Origin of the sequence: Paraburkholderia sp. RL17-373-BIF-A, assembly GCF_046030175.1 — a bacterium.
GTDB lineage: Bacteria > Pseudomonadota > Gammaproteobacteria > Burkholderiales > Burkholderiaceae > Paraburkholderia.
Genome location: NZ_JARESO010000004.1, coordinates 55,911 through 73,735 on the forward strand (window position 1 = coordinate 55,911; position 17,825 = coordinate 73,735).

Below are 17,825 nucleotides of genomic sequence, written 5' to 3' on the forward strand. Positions count from 1 at the left end.
TTCCCGTGTGTCCTCGTTGGCCCGTTATTGCGCGACCGTGATTTCGACGCGGCGATTCTGCGCGCGGCCCTGCACGGTTGCGTTATCGCCTATCGGATCGGCGTCACCCCTTCCTACTGCTTCGAGCCGGGCCGCCGGCACGCCCGCGGTCTGAAGCATCTGCATGATCTGGGTGGCGCGCTCCTCGGACAAGGCTTCGTTCGACGCGAACTGGCGGCTCTTTATCGGCAGGTTATCGGTGTAACCCAGCACCGTTACCTTGCCCGGTACCTTGACGATTTCGCCCGCGATCTTCGTGACCAACGGCGTCATCGACGTCTTCACCGTCGCGGCGCCCGGCGGGAACATCGAATCACCGTGGAACGTCACTGAACTGTGATGCGCGTCTTCGTCGACGCTCACGGTGCCCGCGGCAATCTCGTTCTTCAGCAGTTCCTTGAGATGAAGTGCGGGCGGGGCAGGCGGGGGCGTCATGCGCCCGATGTCGGCGATCTGTTTTTGGACCTCGGCACTCCGGTTCAACAGTTCGTATTTGAAATAGCCGAACAGACCGATCAGGATGGCTGATAGAACGGCAAGCGTGATCCATACCGGGAAGTCGAAGAACGACACGCGCTTGCCCGTCACATCCGATTGCCAGTGAGGTGATAGTGCGACGGCCAGGCTCCCGCGTTGCGACATGATCTCGTTGCAGATCCGCTGACGCACGGTTTCGTGTTTGCGTCGGCCATCCGCCTCGTAGCGGTAGCGACCTTCGAAGCCGAGGCTAAGAATCCGGTAAATGAGTTCGAGCAGGTCGAGATGTTCCTGCGACTCGCTCATCAGCCGCCCGACCAACAGATAGACTTTGGTGCCGCCCTGGCGATCCTCGTGGAAAAGCGTGGCAAGACCGTTGGTATTCCATTCGACGCCGGTTTCATCGCCTTTTCCCCATACCGTTTGCATCGCGGCTTCGTCGAGTGCCGTGCACAGGCAATAGCGTGCGCCGAGCATGTGATCGCGTCGGATACTGATCTGATCGCAGAGCTTCTGGAAGATCCGCACTTCTTGCTCCAGCAAGACTCGCAACTGATCCATTCCGTCCTTTTCCAACTGATCGGGCAAGTCCGCCAGCGCCCGCAATAGAGGGCGAGCTGCCTCGAGCAGCGGATTGCGGGCCGCTCTGATGGCGGCAAGGCGCTCCGCAGTCGATTCCCCCTGCGGCACATCTCGATGAAGAGACGCTCCGGACGCTGCCGCGCCCGCACTCCGGGACGACTGTCCTCCTGGTGCGGAGCGCGGGACGGTGCTCTGAATGCCGTCTTGATCGCCTGGCCACCGGTCACGCTCGCCCGAACGGTTCGCTACGTCTGAATTCACTCGTTTACCTTTTTTCTCTGCAATTTCGTCGCGCCTTCTGATCTCAGGCACGAGCAGCTCCCGCTGCCCGATAGCGGCTGATGTGTGCTAGCCGCGCACGCCCCACAGTTCGAGCTTCAGCGACGGGAAATCACCGGCGACATGCAGGGCGAGGCCGCCGTGCCGCGCGACTTCTTCCCACAACGGGCCGCTACGCGAGAGTTCGTAGTACACGAAGCCCGCGTTGAACGGGATCTGTCGCGGCGGCACCGGCAACGCCTGCAGCGCGATGCCCGGCAAGTGGCCGCGCACCAGGTCCGGCAACCGTTCAGAGGGACCGGCTTTCGCCTGGGCGGCGAACTGTTGCTGGAGCAGATCCGGCGGCATCGCGGCGTGCACTGCGAGCACGACTGCCGTGAAGCCGCGCATGTCGACCGGATCGACCACCGCGTTGCGCATCCCATGTCCCTGTTCTTTTAGCGCGATGCTTTGCGCGCTGCGCACCAGCACCGCGTTGAGTAACAGGTGCGTGTCATCCACCACGGGCTTTAGACAAAGATGCGGTGTGGTGTGCTGGTAGGCTGGATGGGAGTCGAGCGGGCGGCGGCTTTCGGGACGCACGTAGGTCGACAGTTCTCCTGCCATGCTCAGCAGCAGCGCGTACAGATCGGCCGGCGACGTGGTCGGTACCCGGCGCAGATGCTGGAGCAGAGGCTCGTAACGGTTAAGCGTCTGCAACAGCAGATAGTCGGACACTTCGGCGGTCGTGCCGGCTTTGCCGTCGCCGCCGGTCAGCCGTGTAGCGAGGGCGGTTGCGCGCAGGCGCGTGAGTTCGTGAATCTTCGCGAGCCAGCTCGTGAGCAGGTCGCTCGCCCCGAAGCCGGCCACCGGCGGAATCAATGTGTCGTCCAGAACGATGCTGCTATCCGCGTGAATCGTCTTGACGCGTGTCAGCGCAAGTCCGATCCATGCATCGGTCAATTCCTTTTCCGGCACGAGTCGCAGGCGCAGATTCGACAACTGCACGGTCTTCGGCCCTTGTCCGATCGAATTGGTGTCGCGCAGGTCGGTATCGAATACGACGTTGCGGGCGAGCGAGTCAGCGGCGTTGTCGAAAGTCGTCTCTTCGCCGTTCGGCACACGGACAGGCACGGCGAGGTAGATCAACTGATCCAGGTGTTCCGCGCGGATGGTGAGCGGCGCAGGCGGGGGCGTGCTGCCGGGCGTATCGAATGGCGTGCCGTCGGCGAACACGCCGCAGGCCGATTTCACGATCACCTTGCCTAACGCCAGCGCCTCGGTATCGAGGCTGTAATGACTGAAGCCGAAGAAGAACGGCGAGAGCGTTGCTGCGCGCTTGTGCGCATAGTGTTCGAGATACCGTTCCTGTTGCTGAAAAAGCTGTGGGCGCAGAAAGAGCCCCTCGCTCCAGACGACCTTGTTGTGCCAGCTCATGCGTTCATTCCACTATTTGGTCTCGGTAATCTTGATTGCGTTGGGTTCAAGATTGATGGTCAGTTTGAGTTTGGGCGAGGCGCGGTACCACGCCGCATCCGGCGCCGCCGGCAGCGGATAGACCGCGCGCCATACCGAGTTGGGCAGATCCCGGTAGGCCGCCAGGATACCGACGCTGGTGGTTGCGAGATCGGCCCTGGTCTTGATGGATTTGCTCTCGCCAGGCCGCAGCTGGAATTGCTGGCGGGTGACGAGATCGTCCGCGAGAGCGGTCTTGTCTTTGTCCTGCAATGAAAAAAAGTCGGCGGAATTGAACACGCCGTCGGTTTTCAATTCATAGATCCGTACGACAATCGGCGCCGCGCGCTTCTGATCGTCGGGATTGACGCCGGCGGATGCGACGACCGACAGTTCGAGCTTGACGGGCTCCTTCGCCATTTTGGGATCGCTGCTGACGCACGCGGTCAGCGCGCATGCAAAAGCGAGAGCAATAACGTTGATGAAGAGGCGCATTAGGCAACGCAAAATGAGGCGCGATAGAAACGCCGCGGGAAGCAAACCGGAAAGGCCCAGGCGGGCCAGGACCTGCCCGGGCGACTGTTGGCAGGACGGCTTAAGCCTCCTTATTGCCCTTGATGTCGAAGGCGGCCGTCACGGCGCCGCCGCTACCGCCTTGCGCGTTCTGTACGACGTATTCCTGCTTGACCTTGGCAAACGAAAGTCGGACGTGTTCGTGAATGCCTTCGTCGGAGTTGCTGCCGGACGGATGAACCTGAGTCACGATCACGTCACTCATCGTGATCTTCAGATATTCGAGCGGGTTGCCACCGGCTTTGCGGACAACCAGCACAGCCTGGTCGACGTGCTTGCCGGTCAGGCAGTACTTCATCAGGTTCGGGCTCGCCCGGTCCACGAGGTGTTCGAACTCGAGGTCCTCGACGGTGGCCTTGCCGGCGCCGCCACCCGAACCAGCGTGCATGTTCGCTTGCTGCGACACGCGCCAGCCCCAGCTCCTCACCTCGATCTCGTTCTTGTGCGACGAGTCGGGCGACTCGCCATCAATGCCGTTAATCTTGAGAAAAATGTCTTGTGCCATCTAAAGCTCCTTGGTGTTAAACATCTACAACCTGGTTTCACAACAACTACCTGACCAAATCAGCAATCTCTGCCTGTAGTGCGTCACGGAGGCTGCGCCGATCATCACTGCTCCTGATATCGTCGATAAGCCATTTGCCACGAACCCACACCAGATCAAACTCCACCTTGTTCGGTTTCCTGAAGTTCGTAAATGAAACGACGGCCTTTGCTTTTTGGCGCTTCGCCACCGTGACTTCAATGCCGGTCGTCTTCACGTCGAAGTCCTGACAACGGCAGATCGGATCCATGTCCAGATAGCCGGCCTCGCCCTTCAATGCCCGCTGATCTTTCCTGATCAACTGCAGGAGCGATGGCGAGGCAATGGCGTGAGAGCCCGCCGCCTCAATGCCGGGAGGATCGCCGTTGAACATGTAGGCGCTGTAGACGGTTTGCAGAAACCGCTGCGCTGACGCGGCGCTTTGTGCAAGTGCCGGCTGCATGCTCAGAACAGCCCATGCGATCACCGCCAATACGCAGGCTCGCAATCGCATCACTGTTCTCCCTGCCACCGGTACACTTTGTACGCGGGCTTGTTCTGGCGATAGCCGGGCCCGCTCCACATGTCGTTCTGGCGGAAATCGGAAACCCACCGCTGACCGTTGTACATGGTGATATGGCCGGCGATATTGCCGCCTGGGTAAGACTGAATGACGGCAACATCCCCCTTGCGCGGCGTAATGAGGTCACTTGCCGACACCTCGACAAAACCGTGCGCGCGCAGAACGGGGCCGTAGTTCTTCGCCAACTCGACCGCCGGTCCTTGAGAAATGACGATTCCGCCGGCCGCAATCGCTTGCCTGACGTAGGACGCGCATCGGCTAAGGGAGTCCGCATGTGCGTGAGCATTGAGATGCGCTACGGCTGCATCGACATCGTAATTTTCATCGGCCATATCAACGCCTTGAATCGGATCGAAAACGGTAAAGAATCACGAACGGCGAGCTGGTCCGTGCCTGGACGCACGGCTGGTTTCGGACAGCAGACATGCCGTGCATTCAGGGGGACCTACTCGCGAACGTATCGATTAAGCCGCTTCCTTGATGGACGGCAGTTTCGCGACGAGACGCAAGGACACCGTCAGGCCTTCGAGCTGGAAGTGCGGGCGCAGGAAGAACTTCGCCTGGTAATAACCGGGGTTGCCTTCCACTTCTTCCACGACGACTTCGGCCGCGGCAAGCGGGCGTCGCGCCTTGGTTTCCTGCGATGAGTTGGCAGGATCCGCGTCGACGTAGTGCATGACCCACTCGTTCAGCCAGCGCTGCATTTCCTCGCGCTCCTTGAACGCGCCGATCTTGTCGCGCACGATGCACTTGAGGTAATGCGCGAAGCGCGAGCAGGCGAACAGATACGGCAGGCGCGCGGACAGATTCGCATTCGCGGTGGCGTCAGCGTCGTGGTATTCGGCCGGCTTCTGCAATGACTGCGCGCCGATGAAAGTGGCGTGATCGGTATTCTTGCGGTGGATCAGCGGGATGAAACCGTTTTTCGACAACTCGGCTTCGCGCCGGTCCGAGATGGCGATCTCGGTTGGGCACTTCATGTCGACGCCGCCGTCATCGGTGGGGAATGAATGACACGGCAGATTGTCGACCGTACCGCCGGATTCGACGCCGCGGATCAGCGAGCACCAGCCATACAGCTTGAACGAACGATTGATGTTCACACCCATCGCATAGGCCGCGTTGGCCCACGCGTAACGGCGGTGGTCGGAGCCGTTGGTGTCTTCTTCGAAGTCGAATTCGTCAACGGGATTGGTCTTCGCGCCATAGGGCAGGCGGGCGAGGAAACGGGGCATCGCGAGACCGACATAGCGCGCGTCTTCGCTATTGCGCAGCGAGTTCCACGGCGCGTACTCGAGATTCTGAGTGAAGATCTTGGTCAGGTCGCGCGGGTTGGCGAGTTCTTGCCACGATTCCATCTGTAGCACCGAGGGCGACGCGCCGGAGATGAACGGCGTGTGCGCCGCCGCGGCGACTTTGGCGATCGAGCCGAGCAGATCGACGTCAGGCGGCGTATGGTCGAAATAGTAGTCGGCCACTAGGCAGCCATAAGGCTCGCCACCAAGCTGGCCGTACTCTTCTTCATAGATCTGCTTGAAGAGCGGGCTCTGATCCCAGGCGATGCCTTTATAGCGTTTCATCGTGCGGCGCAATTCGTCTTTCGACACGTCCATGAAACGGATCTTCAGACGCTCGTCGGTTTCCGTGTTCGAAACCAGATGGTGTACGCCGCGCCAGGCGGACTCCAGTTTCTGGAAGTCGTCATGATGCAGAATCAGGTTGATCTGCTCGGAAAGCTTGTGATCGATCTGAGCGATGATCGCCTCGATGCTCTTGTAGGCGTCGTCGCTGATCGTGGCCGATTGCAGCAGCGCCTGTTCGGCGAGCGTCTGCACGGCGTGCTCGACGGCCTCGCGGGCCTGTTCGGTTTTCGGCCTGAATTCCTGGTTGAGCAGTTGGGTAAAGTCGGACTGCGTGCTTACTTCCGCGGTGGCCGCGTGCATTGGTTGTTTTGCCATGGTTTGTCCTCTGAATCTGTTCTGTCCCGTCGATCAGCGGGGCGCGTCCGCGGCATCCGCCACGTCGGCTGCGGCGTTCGAAAGCTGGGGTTTCGGTGTGGCCGCAAGCGATTTCAGCAGCGCCGGATCCTGCAGCAGCCTGTTGACGAGCGATTCCGCGCCGGACTTGCCGTCCATGTACGTTTGCAGGTTCGCGAGTTGCGTGCGGGCTTCGAGCAGTTGCCGCAGGGAATCGACCTTGCGGGCGACGGCCGCCGGCGAGAAGTCCTCAATGCTCTCGAAGGTCATATCGACCATCAACTGCCCCTCGCCTGACAGCGTGTTCGGCACCGCGAATGCGACGCGCGGCTTGATCGCCTTCATCCGTTCATCGAAGTTGTCGATATCGATATCGAGGAAACTGCGGTCGGCAACCGGCGGCAGCGGTTCGACGGGCTTGCCGGAGAGGTCCGAAAGCACGCCCATGACAAACGGCAGTTCGACTTTCTTCTCGGAGCCATAGACTTCGACGTCGTACTCGATCTGCACACGTGGCGCCCGATTGCGCGCGATGAATTTCTGCGAACTACTGGGAACAGACATTGAGGTCTCCGTGGACGGTGGTGATGAGTCGGCAGCGTTTAGTCAACCTGCTCGACGGAAAGGGAAGGTGACATTGCGGCTGCTGATGGCTCGACCGGGGCATGCGCATACGTGCATTGGAAAGTGAGCGCCACGATGGGTGGTGCGCTCGCGTCGACGACGTCGATTTCAATGCGCGTGATGGGCCATTTCGACGAAAATGCGTCGAGCCACAACGCGGACAGGCGAGGCAGCACGTGTTGTTCGATGAAGCCGATTAGCACACGAGCCCCGGTTTCCTCGACAAGACATCTGCCGACGATGTAGTCGACGACTTGCTGGTTGTAGGCAAGCGCAATGTCATGGGCGTGGGCCATGCGCATGACCACGCGGTCCAGATGCAAGCGCACGATGCGCGCAAGCGATTCATCGGCAAGCGGCCGGTACGGCACCACGGTGACGCGGCCGAGGAATGCCGCGGGAAATGCCTTGAGCAACTCGTGTGTGAGGGCTTCGCGCAACCCGTCGGCGTCGGGCGAGAGCGGTGCATCGGCACACAGGCTTGTCGTCAGTTCCGAGCCGGCGTTGCTGGTGAGCAGAATCGTCGTGTTGCGGAAATCGATGTAGCGGCCGTCACCATCCTCCATGTAGCCTTTGTCGAAGACCTGGAAGAACATTTCGTGCACGTCGCGATGGGCCTTCTCGATTTCGTCGAGCAAAACCACCGAATAGGGGCGGCGCCGAACGGCCTCAGTGAGCACGCCTCCCTCGCCGTAACCGACATATCCGGGCGGAGCGCCTTTCAGTCCGGAAACGGTATGAGCCTCCTGATACTCGCTCATATTGACGGTGATCAGGTTCTGCTCGCCGCCGTAGAGCGCTTCGGCCAGTGCGAGCGCCGTCTCGGTTTTGCCCACGCCGGACGGCCCCGCGAGCAGGAATACGCCCAGCGGCTTCTTCGGATCCGTTAGCCCGGCGCGTGCGGTTTGCACCCGCTCGCCGATCTGATGCAGTGCATCGCGCTGGCCGATCACTCGCGCCTCGAGCGTGGCCGGCAGCGACTGCACGGCGGCCACTTCGTCGGTGAGCATGCGGCCGACCGGGATGCCTGTCCAATCCGACACAACCTCGGCGACGATCGCTTCGCTCACCTCCGGAAACACCAGCGGTCCATCGCCCTGCAATTCCGTGAGCGCGCGTTCCAGTTCCTTGAGCGGATGAAGCGGTCTGCGCGTATCTATGCCCGTGTCGGGTTGCGACGCACCGGTATTGGCACCGAGCGCATCACGAGCAGCGAGCAAAGCCTGCGCCGCAAGGAGCTGTGCTTTCCAGCGCGCGTCGATGCTCTGCTCGGCGGCGACGAGTTCATCGATGCGACTCTGGGCCGCCTCCAAGGCGCGGCCGGCATCGAGGCCGATACGCGATTCCGCGGCGAGCAACTCGCTTTCGACGCGCGCTGCCCGCACGCGTTGACGCACGTCTTGCAGCTCTCGCGGGGGCGCATGCTGGGAAAGTGCGACACGCGCGCAGGCGGTGTCGAGGAGACTGATTGCCTTGTCCGGCAACTGACGGGAAGGGATATACCGATGCGACAGGGTCACGGCCGCGCGGATCGCCTGGTCACGCACGACCACGCCGTGATGCCGCGAGAACGTTTCCGCAAGTCCGCGCACCATGTCGATCGCCGCCAGTTCTTCCGGCTCCGGCACTTGCAGAACCTGGAAACGCCGCGTGAGCGCGGGATCCTTTTCAATGTGTCGTTTGTACTCCGCCCAGGTCGTCGCGCCGATCGTGCGAATCGCGCCGCGCGCGAGCGCGGGCTTGAGCAGATTGGCGGCGTCGCCGGTGCCGGCCTGGCCGCCCGCACCGATCAGCGTATGGATTTCGTCGACGAACAGGATCACAGGGACCGTCGACTTCAATGCCGCCTCCAGCACGCCTCGCAGACGCGCTTCGAATTCTCCCTTCATGCTTGCGCCTGCGAGCAGTGCGCCCACGTCGAGATTCAGCAAGCGCACGCCCACCAGTTTAGGCGGCACGTCGCCCGCGGCGATGGCGCACGCCAACCCTTCGACAACGGCGGTCTTGCCGACGCCCGCCTCGCCGGTCAGCAAGGGATTGTTTTGCCGGCGGCGCAGCAGCACGTCGATCATGGTGCGAATTTCCAGCTCGCGCCCGACGACCGGGTCGATTTCACCGTTGTGTGCGCGCGCTGTCAGGTCCGTGCAGAACTGTTCGAGCGGCGAGCCCTTTGATACCGCGGAAAGGGCATGCGAGGCTTCACCGGGCACCGCTGGCGAGAAATCGCTGTTGTCGTAAGGTGCGTCACCGGCTTCGGGCGACCCGTCGATGTATGCAAGAACAGCGTCGTCCAGACCTTCGACAGGTATCCTGCCGAACGCCGGTGAGATGGAGAGCAGCACACGCCGCAGTTCAGGCGTCTGTACGAGTGCGACGACGAGCCACGCGCTACGGATACTTCGGTCGTCGAAACTAAGTGTTGCAAGCACCCACGCGCGTTCGATTGCCAATTCGACGTAATGCGAGAAGTCACTGATCGAACTGGCACCCGCGGGCAGTGCGGCCAGCGCACGCGCCAGATCGCGATCTAGCGTTGCGTGATCGATGCCACAGTGCCGCGCGATCCGATGCAGGTCCGAGTCAGGCTGCAGCAGCAGTTGATGGAGCCAATGCACAAGCTCGATATACGGATTACCGCGCAGCTTGCAGAAGGCCGTGGCGGACTCGATGCTTCTGTACAGCGTGGTTCCAAGCTTGCCGAAAAGCGCCTGACGCGAAATCGCCATGTGGTTTCTCTGAATCGTTGTTCTTGGTTTTGTGCTTTCGACTATTGCCGGACAACGTAATTTCTAATCAGCCTAACGACTATTCAATTTAGCCTGGTCGAATCAAGGTTGTATTCCGAATTTCCCGATATTCTTTGGAATAAGCAAATCGTCTTGACTGTATTAAACACATGGCTTGGATGATTCGTCAATTGACTATTGCCTATAAAACTTGCAACTTATCTAGATTGGGAAATTTCTATTCAATGTTCGGAAAGTTCTTCGTGGTGAGTATGTTGTCATTGGAGTTGTGTCTGCATGTCTTTGTTTTTATGGAATAAAAATATATCTCTATATTGCATTTAAATGTTGGTGAGTGTTGTGAGGTTGGGAGGTGTCTAACGTCGATCAAGGTTTTTCGGCGAATGGTGTTTGTCTCAAAAATAAGATCGGTTATCGGAGTAAAATTTCATTCGATGGGTAATGGACTAATGCCTGCGAGTTGTGGTTAAAATGCGATCTCTCGCCATTGAGGAAAGGCACGGGAATCGCATGTGGATAAACAGGCTTATCGGGCGTGACGCCATGGCGCCGACGCGCATTGAACCGGGCGCGGCCGAAACGGAATGCGGACTGCGGGAAGACATGCGTCTCGCACGCGAGGCCGTCGACGATCCACTGCGTGCCTGTGAGGACGATGCCGGGCACGGCATCGATGAAGACTTGCGTGGCAGTAACGCCATATTCGGACTGATCGGCGGCGCCCTGGCCTCTGAAAATGGCGAATCGCGGCGCGAACGAGACGAGGCAGGTAATGGCGCCGACGATCTGATCGAGACGCTGCATGAGCAGTATCGTCGCGTGCTTGTTGATCCGCAGGCATCGCTTACCGAAGGGTGGGGAGCACAGCCGGTGTTATCGGCGGGACTGCACCCGGCTTTGCACTACGAGTCGTCAGTGGTTGCCCAGGCGCCGCACAGCGGGTCGATCGAGGCGCTCCTGTCCGGCGCGCGCTTCATGGAAGACGTCTTCGGCCCGCTGGCGGCGCCCCATGAAGTTGACCTGGCGGCGCCGGAGCCGGTCCCGGAAATCCTGGGTCTTTTTGCGCCGGAGGAATACCTCGCCGCGGCAGCGCGGCGCGCCCGCGCGTTGCCACCTGCGCTTGCGCGGCGCGAGCACCATACGTTGGGTCTTGACAGCCCATTGCCGGCCTCCCATTCATTGACACACGAAGACGCTCGATGACCGCGCAGCTATCCCGCATCAACCCGACGACCGATCACGGCATGCCGCTCGATGAGCGCATCGCGGCTGCTGAAATGCAGATTCGCACGCGCCCCGCAGCAGCCGAATTTCGCTGGGCGCTGTTCCAGTTGTTATGCGTGACCGGTCATTGGGAGCGCGCAATCGGTCAGATCCAGGTGTTCGCGCAACTTTGCCCCGAGCAGACTCAGGCCGTTCAGGTGTATCGCGATCTGATTCGCGCCGAGCTCTGGCGCGCGAAAGTCATCGCGGGTCGCGAGCGTCCCGGGTTCGTCTTCGACGCGCCGTCATGGGTCGAGGGGCTCATCGAGGCGTTGCGTCTGAGCGCTGCCGGTCAGATGGACGCCGCCGATCAGGCGCGCTACGCGGCGCTCGATCGCGCGCCGCTCGTCGCGGGTCAAGCGCCGCATTTCGCGTTCGACTGGATCGGCGACAGCGATTCGCGCTTCGGACCAGTCTGCGAAGTGGTGATGGCAGGACGCTACCGGTGGTTGCCGTTTTCAGATCTTGCCGCGTGGAAGGTCGAGCGTCCCGCCACGCTCCTTGATCTCGTCTGGGCACCGTGCACGTGGACGCTGCTCGACGGCACCACGGTTTGCGGCTTCGCGCCGGCGCGTTACCCTGGCGCGGAAGATGTGCAGGGGGACAGCGGTGAGCGCGATGCCATCCGACTAGGACGCAAGACGGTGTGGCGGGAATCGGGGGCGACCAGCGTGATCGCCCATGGCCGGAAAACGTGGACAACCAGTGCCGGCGACTTGAGTCTCTTCGAGCTTGCTGGTTGCGAATTCAGCAACGGCGCGAGCAAGCGCGGATCGAATCAGCAGGGCGGCTCAAATGAACAGGCTTAAGCCGGCGTCGAAGCCGATGCGCGGCGACGCGCGGTCGGTTCGTGATGGCGGCACCACGCCTCGGCGTGCGAATGCGCACCTGCTGCCGACCTTGCTCGATCGTCTGCGTGACGATGCCCCGCAGAGGCAGACAGAAGCGCCCAATGAATACGCGGTGACCCGTGCACAGATGCGCGACATCGTGCAGCGCGACCTGGCGTTCCTGCTCAACACGACCAGCATCGAGGACCTGATCGATCGCAAGCGCCATCCGCACGCGGCTTCGTCAACCGTGAATTTCGGCGTGCCGCCGCTGGCGGGCGCCTTCACGGCAACGCGCAAGTGGGAAGACATCGAGAAAATCATCCGGACCGCGATTAGCGAGTTCGAGCCGCGGCTGATCTCCGATTCGCTCAGCATTGCGCCGCTCGCGGGAGTCGATGCCGACGTTCACTACAACGTGCTGGCATTCGAGATCCGCTGCATGATCCGCATGGATCCTTATCCGCTCGAATTCATGGTGCAGAGTTCGCTCGATCTGGAAACGAGTCAGTTGAACGTCACCGGCATGCGCGCGGGCTGAGCACAGCCCTCCGTTGCGCAAGAGAAGCTTAAAGAACAACGAGAAAACACCGATGGATCCGCGACTGCTCGACTACTACAACCAGGAATTGATCTACATGCGCGAGCTCGCCGGCGAGTTCGCGCAGGCTCATCCCAAGATTGCGCGGCGGCTCGGCATGCAGGCGGGTGAGGTGGCGGACCCGTATGTCGAACGTCTGATCGAGTCGTTCTGCTTCATGGCGGCACGCATGCAGATCAAGCTGGATGCCGAGTTTCCGCGTTTCACCGGGCGGCTGCTCGAAGTCATCTACCCGAACTACGTTGCTCCCACGCCTTCGATGGCCGTCGCGCGCCTGTACCCGAGCCCCGTCGAAGGCAATCTTGCCGAAGGCTTCCGCGTTGCACGCGGCACCGCTTTCAAGTCGCGCGTACCCGATGGAGAGCAGACGCCCTGTCAGTTCCGCAGCAGCCAGGACGTGATGCTCTATCCGCTGGAGATTGTCGACGCAAGGTTGACCGGCATTCCGCCCGACATTGCCTCGCTCGGCCGCTACGTGCCGCCGAACGTGCAGGTACGCGGCGCGCTGCGTCTGAAGTTGCGTACGACTAATGCAGCATCCATGGCCGATCTGCGAGGGCTGGACAGATTGCCTGTGTACCTGGCGGGTGACGAACAGGTTGCTTCACACCTGTTCGAGCTGATCCACGCGGCGGGCGTTGCAACGATAACCGGCGTGCCGGGTCAGTTCGGCACAGCCGGCCGGCCGCTGTCCGTGGTGAGCTCCGACGCGGTGGTTCACGAGGGGCTGGGGCACGACGAGGGCCTGCTGCCGCTCACGTGGTCGAAATTTCACGGACACAACCTGTTGCATGAATACTTCGCGTGCCCGAGTCGCTTCTATTTCTTTACGCTAACCGGTCTCAAGGAGGGCCTGCGCCGCGTCAACGGCCCGGAAGCGGAAATTGTCCTGCTACTCGACCAGTCGCCCGACCGGCTCGCGAGCCTCGTCGACGCGTCGCGCTTTGCGCTGTTCTGCACGCCGGTCATCAACCTGTTCCGTAAGCACACCGACCAGATCGAACTGTCGGAAGGCGACACCGAGTTCCGCATCGTGCCGGCGCGGCTTCATCCACTCGACTATGAGGTGTTTGCCGTTGAAAAGCTGTCCGGGCAGGTCACGACGACGTCCGCCGAGCGCGAATTCCGGCCGCTATTTCAAACGTTGAACAACGACGAAGGAAATTACGGACGGTATTTCTCGACGCGCCGCGAGCGCCGGCTGATTTCGGACTCGGCGCGCCGCTACGGTACACGAACACCGTACATCGGCACGGAGATGTTTGTGTCGCTGGTCGACCAGCACGAGGCACCCTACAGCGAGGAAATCCGCTACCTGTCGGTCGATGCGTGGGTCACCAACCGCGATCTGCCAAACCTTGTGCCGCGTGACGGCGTCAACGATCTTTCGGTAGCCGACGCCGATGCGGTGGCGAGCACCGGCTTGATTCGCGCCCCCAGTGTGCCGAGAGCGCCCTACGCGGAGCGCGAGATGGCGTGGCGGCTGATCCGTCAACTGAACTTCAACTATTTGCCCCTTGACGATCTCGATCACCGCGAGGGCGGGCAGGGCCTGCGTGACCTGTTGCGACTGTTCCTGGCAGCCGACGACACCGAGCACCGACGTCAGGTCGAAAGCCTCGTCGGCGTGAAGACACGGCCAGTGGCGAGGAAACTTCCGGGTGGTGGCCCGCTGGTGTTCGGGCGTGGCATCGAGTGCGCGCTGACCGTCGACGAAACCGGCTTCTCGGGCACCAGCCCCTATCTGTTCGGCCTGATTCTCGAGCACTATCTGACGCGACACGTGTCGGTCAACAGCTTCACGCAGACCGAACTGCATTCGATGCAGCGCGGCCGCGTGGCGAATTGGCCCGTGCGCATGGGCACGCGTGGGATCGTCTGATGGACCGGGCCCTGCTTAAGGCGATAGTGCGCGATGCAGCGCTTTCGCCGGAGTTGATCGAACGCCTGCGGGCCGAGCCGTGGCGCTACGGCTTCCTGACGCTGCTGCGTCGCATCGGCGCCGATCCGCGAATCGATCCGGTCGGCACGGCGCAACGCCCGCAGGCGGAACCGTTTCGTCTCGGGCAGCAGCCGAGCCTGACCTTCGCCCCGCGCGAAATTGCGAGCGTCGGGCAAGCGACCGGAAGACTGAAAGTGCGCCTCTTCAGTCTGGGGATGCTCGGGCCGAACGGGCCGCTGCCGATCCACGTAACGGAGATTGCGCGCGAACGTGAGCAGAGCCGACGCGATACCACGCTCGTCAATTTCCTCGACATCTTCCACCACCGCTACCTGACGCTGCTGTACCGCGCATGGGCGTCCGCCCAGGCCGCGGCGGGACTCGATCGACCCGGCAACGAGCGATTCTCGTTCTACGTTGCGAGCCTTACCGGCCAGGATGTCCGCGAGATCGATCACGGGCCGCTGCCTGCGCATGCGCGGCTGTCGGCCGCGCCGCATCTGGTGCGCGAGGCGCGCAATCCGGATGGCCTGCGCGCCACGCTTGCGCACTACTTCGGCGTGCCAGTCGCCATCGAGGAATTTGCATTTCACTGGTTCGACGTGGATCCGAGCGAACACAGCCGTCTCGGCTGGCCTGGCTCGCCGTCGACCATGTGCGACGGCGCGACGCTCGGTGAACAGATTCCCGATCGTCAGCACAAATTCCGCATTGTCGTCGGGCCGGTCGACCTCGACGAATACCTGCGCTTTACCCCGCAGGGTGCGGATTTGCCGCGACTGATTGAATGGGTCAGGACGTTCGTCGGCAATGAGTTCAACTGGGAACTGGAACTGCGCATCCGGCCGCAGAGTGCGCCGCCTGCTGTCATGGGCGGTCCGCAGCAGCTCGGATGGTCCGGGTGGCTGGGACGTTCAGCGTCTGAAGAGCGGATTACCGGTATGCGTTTCGAGCCGGAACGCTATGTAAAGGAATTCAAGCGCGATGCCGTGGATGTGGCGCAGCCGCGCGGGTGATGAAGGTAGACGATGAGCAATAACAGAAAACAGGCGCCTCAGAAATCCGCGCCGGCCAAAGGCCCAGCGCTTCACGACTGGATGATGCCGGTGGATGACAGCGCTCCTTGCGGGGCCGACCTCGAATACGATCCGGAATTCGTGGTGCTTTCGGCGAAAGTGGCCACAAGGATTGAGGCACAGTACGGCGACTTCGTGGGTTCTCCGGACCCGGTCAACTGGAGCGATGTCGATCGCGACTGCCGGCGCCTGATGATGCGCAGCAAGGACATGCGCCTCGCGGTCCTCTATACGCGGTGCCGCACGCGCCTTGCGGGTGCCGCAGGCCTTGCCGAAGGCACCGGATTGCTCGCTGCATGGCTGGCTGCGTTTCCCGACGGGATTCACCCGCAACCGGGCGTCGACACAGATCGTGATGCCGCGCTGGAAATTCGCATGAATGCGTTGCAGACGTTGGCCGATACAGACGGTCTGCTATCGGACGTGCGCGAGATCGCGCTGACGAAGTCGACGGCGGCACGCCTGCAGGTGCGCGACGTTGAACGCGCCTTTGCTCAACCGCGTCCGAGCGATGCGCTTGCGCCCGAGTCGGTGACGCGGCAACTCGATGATCTACGCGTGCAACAACCAGCGGCTCTGGCGGGATTCGATGACGCGCTGGCGAGCGTCGCCGCGATCGACGCGTGGAGCCGCGAACACCTGAATCTCTACGCCGCGGACTTGTCAGCGCTTACCCGGTTGCTGCGGCATCTGAGCGCCGGGGAAGTGCGATCGGAAAGCGCTCACCCGGCGATCGTCGCGGCCGACGCGCAGGCTATGGACGAAGTCACGAATGCCGCGTCGGGCGATTCGTTACCCGCGAACGAAGAGAGAACAGCATCGCCTGTCGCTGCCGCCGTCAATCGCCGCTTGGACGTGACACCGGCGGATCGTCAAGCCGCGCTCGAACTGGTCCGGGCAGCTCGTCAGTGGTTCGAGCAGCATGAGCCGAGCAGTCCCATTCCAGTGCTGCTGCGGCGCGCGGAACGGTTCGTCGGCAAACGCTATGCGGAGGTGGTCCTGGCGATTCCGGCCGAGTTGCTCGTGCAATGGGACAACGAAACATGACGTGCGCTGGTGAGAAACACAACCGAAAGATGCCTTGCATCAGCCCGATCAGTGACGGCAAAAGCGAACCCCGATCCATGCGCAACCGTCGCTTCCAGCATCTTTGGAATGTAGATCGTTTATGAACAAGCATGCGCATGTCCATCGTCAGGTTAAGCACGGCAAGCAGGGTTGGGTGGCAAGAGACCCGTTGATCGTGCCGATCGCGTCGCGAGACGCGTTGCGCAAAGCGATAGAGCTCGAAGGCATTTCACCGACCGAATTCAGTGACCTGCTCTGGATCACGGCGCAGGAATCGGCGGGGGTTGTGAATGCTCACAACCCGGTGTCGACGGCGCGGGGTCTGTTCGAGTTGCTGCGTGCCCCGTATGGCCTCAATCCGAATCGCGAAAACGCCCGTGGAATACAACCAGTTGCGCGCTTTAGTGGCCATTGCCCAGCACGGCAGCATCCGCGCCGCGGCCAAGACGGTGTGCCTGTCCCAGCCCGCGTTGACCAAGGCGATTCGCAAGATCGAGCAGGAATTGGGCGTGCCGCTCGTGACACGCAGCGCGCGCGGCGCGCAACTCGACTGTTTCGTCGAAGCCGTCGCGTCAGCGCCGCTTTTTCAATCCGACACCGACCGCGCGGACGTCGCATGAGCAGTCCACGTGCCGCGATCATGCATCAATGCGATGCCGCACGTTTGATGCGATGGAAGTTGCGGTCGAAGTAGATCAAACCATCGCCATCGCTTCGTACGCTAATGCGTGTGGTCTTCACGAACATCACTGAGTGCGAGCCGACTTCCTTCAGGTCGACGATCTCGCCTTGCAGACTCGCCAGCGCGTCGCGCAAGACCGGCACGCCGTGTGTGCCTTCGTCCCAGATCGGCCAGCCGAAGCGTTCTTCCATCGGCACCTGGGTCATGCCCGCGAAGTGGCGCGCGAGCAATTCGTGCTCGCCTGGCAGCACGTTGATGCAAACATGCCGGTTGCTCTGGAAGGTCGCGTGCATGGCGCTCGATCGGTTCAGGCAGACGAGCAGGGTAGGCGGCGTATCGGTGACCGAGCACACGGCGCTCGCGGTGACGCCGCATCGTCCATGCGAGCCGGCAGTCGTGATGACGTTCACGGCGGCGCTGAGGTGCGCCATGGCTTGACGGAATTGCTGTTTCGCATCCATGTGAGCTTCGGCATCGGGAGTCGCGTGTTGGGTCGGCGTCATCGTTCGGGTTCCTAGGGCTGATG

17 protein-coding genes are annotated in these 17,825 nt (G+C 61.7%); 7 read left to right on the plus strand and 10 right to left on the minus strand.

What is annotated here, in order from left to right:
- Positions 1–24: 24 nt before the first annotated feature.
- The 9 genes from tssL to tssH all read right to left on the minus strand — a co-directional run bounded on the left by tssL (position 25) and on the right by tssH (position 9,816).
- On the minus strand, positions 25–1,359 hold the full coding sequence (gene tssL / locus P0D80_RS06085) for a type VI secretion system protein TssL, long form (RefSeq protein WP_408282049.1): 1,335 nt from the start codon (positions 1,357–1,359) through the stop codon (positions 25–27).
- 87 nt (positions 1,360–1,446) lie between these two features.
- Complete coding sequence (tssK, locus tag P0D80_RS06090; protein ID WP_408282051.1) at positions 1,447–2,793, minus strand: type VI secretion system baseplate subunit TssK; 1,347 nt, start codon at positions 2,791–2,793, stop codon at positions 1,447–1,449.
- Positions 2,794–2,805: 12 nt separating this feature from the next.
- Positions 2,806–3,306, minus strand: coding sequence for a type VI secretion system lipoprotein TssJ (tssJ, locus tag P0D80_RS06095; protein ID WP_408282054.1), 501 nt, complete (start codon positions 3,304–3,306; stop codon positions 2,806–2,808).
- 100 nt (positions 3,307–3,406) lie between these two features.
- Positions 3,407–3,889 carry an Hcp family type VI secretion system effector gene (locus P0D80_RS06100; protein ID WP_132374334.1) on the minus strand — a complete coding sequence of 161 codons (483 nt, stop codon included), beginning with the start codon at positions 3,887–3,889 and terminating at the stop codon, positions 3,407–3,409.
- Positions 3,890–3,935: 46 nt separating this feature from the next.
- Positions 3,936–4,421 carry a DUF3828 domain-containing protein gene (locus tag P0D80_RS06105; protein ID WP_408282057.1) on the minus strand — a complete coding sequence of 162 codons (486 nt, stop codon included), beginning with the start codon at positions 4,419–4,421 and terminating at the stop codon, positions 3,936–3,938.
- A complete protein-coding gene (locus P0D80_RS06110; RefSeq protein ID WP_408176564.1) occupies positions 4,421–4,822 on the minus strand; it encodes a hypothetical protein in 402 nt (133 codons plus the stop codon). Before P0D80_RS06110 ends, P0D80_RS06105 begins: the two co-directional genes overlap by 1 nt.
- Positions 4,823–4,954: 132 nt before the next feature.
- Positions 4,955–6,448 carry a type VI secretion system contractile sheath large subunit gene (gene tssC / locus P0D80_RS06115; RefSeq protein WP_408282060.1) on the minus strand — a complete coding sequence of 498 codons (1,494 nt, stop codon included), beginning with the start codon at positions 6,446–6,448 and terminating at the stop codon, positions 4,955–4,957.
- A gap of 33 nt (positions 6,449–6,481) precedes the next feature.
- Complete coding sequence (gene tssB / locus P0D80_RS06120; RefSeq protein ID WP_408282063.1) at positions 6,482–7,030, minus strand: type VI secretion system contractile sheath small subunit; 549 nt, start codon at positions 7,028–7,030, stop codon at positions 6,482–6,484.
- A gap of 38 nt (positions 7,031–7,068) precedes the next feature.
- A complete protein-coding gene (tssH, locus tag P0D80_RS06125) occupies positions 7,069–9,816 on the minus strand; it encodes a type VI secretion system ATPase TssH (protein WP_408282066.1) in 2,748 nt (915 codons plus the stop codon).
- 564 nt (positions 9,817–10,380) lie between these two features.
- Between tssH and P0D80_RS06130 the strand changes: the two genes are divergently transcribed.
- The 7 genes from P0D80_RS06130 (at position 10,381) to P0D80_RS06160 (ending at position 17,237) form a co-directional block, all read left to right on the plus strand.
- Entirely contained in the window at positions 10,381–11,040 is a 660-nt protein-coding gene (locus tag P0D80_RS06130) for a TagK domain-containing protein (protein WP_408282069.1), read from the plus strand.
- Entirely contained in the window at positions 11,037–11,909 is an 873-nt protein-coding gene (locus P0D80_RS06135; protein ID WP_408282072.1) for a type VI secretion system accessory protein TagJ, read from the plus strand. Before P0D80_RS06130 ends, P0D80_RS06135 begins: the two co-directional genes overlap by 4 nt.
- Positions 11,910–11,925: 16 nt before the next feature.
- A complete protein-coding gene (tssE, locus tag P0D80_RS06140) occupies positions 11,926–12,471 on the plus strand; it encodes a type VI secretion system baseplate subunit TssE (RefSeq protein ID WP_408176905.1) in 546 nt (181 codons plus the stop codon).
- 52 nt (positions 12,472–12,523) lie between these two features.
- Positions 12,524–14,413: a type VI secretion system baseplate subunit TssF gene (gene tssF / locus P0D80_RS06145; RefSeq protein ID WP_408176571.1), complete on the plus strand. Its 1,890-nt coding sequence runs from the start codon at positions 12,524–12,526 to the stop codon at positions 14,411–14,413.
- Positions 14,413–15,489 (plus strand): type VI secretion system baseplate subunit TssG, encoded by a 1,077-nt coding sequence (gene tssG / locus P0D80_RS06150; protein WP_408176573.1) that lies wholly within the window; start codon positions 14,413–14,415, stop codon positions 15,487–15,489. Before tssF ends, tssG begins: the two co-directional genes overlap by 1 nt.
- Before the next feature lie 12 nt (positions 15,490–15,501).
- Positions 15,502–16,596, plus strand: a complete 1,095-nt coding sequence (locus P0D80_RS06155; RefSeq protein WP_408282077.1) for a type VI secretion system protein TssA — start codon at positions 15,502–15,504, stop codon at positions 16,594–16,596.
- A gap of 368 nt (positions 16,597–16,964) precedes the next feature.
- Positions 16,965–17,237 (plus strand): helix-turn-helix domain-containing protein, encoded by a 273-nt coding sequence (locus P0D80_RS06160; RefSeq protein WP_408176575.1) that lies wholly within the window; start codon positions 16,965–16,967, stop codon positions 17,235–17,237.
- 25 nt (positions 17,238–17,262) lie between these two features.
- Here P0D80_RS06160 and hpaC read toward each other — a convergent pair whose 3' ends face one another.
- A complete protein-coding gene (hpaC, locus tag P0D80_RS06165; protein WP_408176576.1) occupies positions 17,263–17,802 on the minus strand; it encodes a 4-hydroxyphenylacetate 3-monooxygenase, reductase component in 540 nt (179 codons plus the stop codon).
- Between the last annotated feature and the right edge of the window lie 23 nt (positions 17,803–17,825).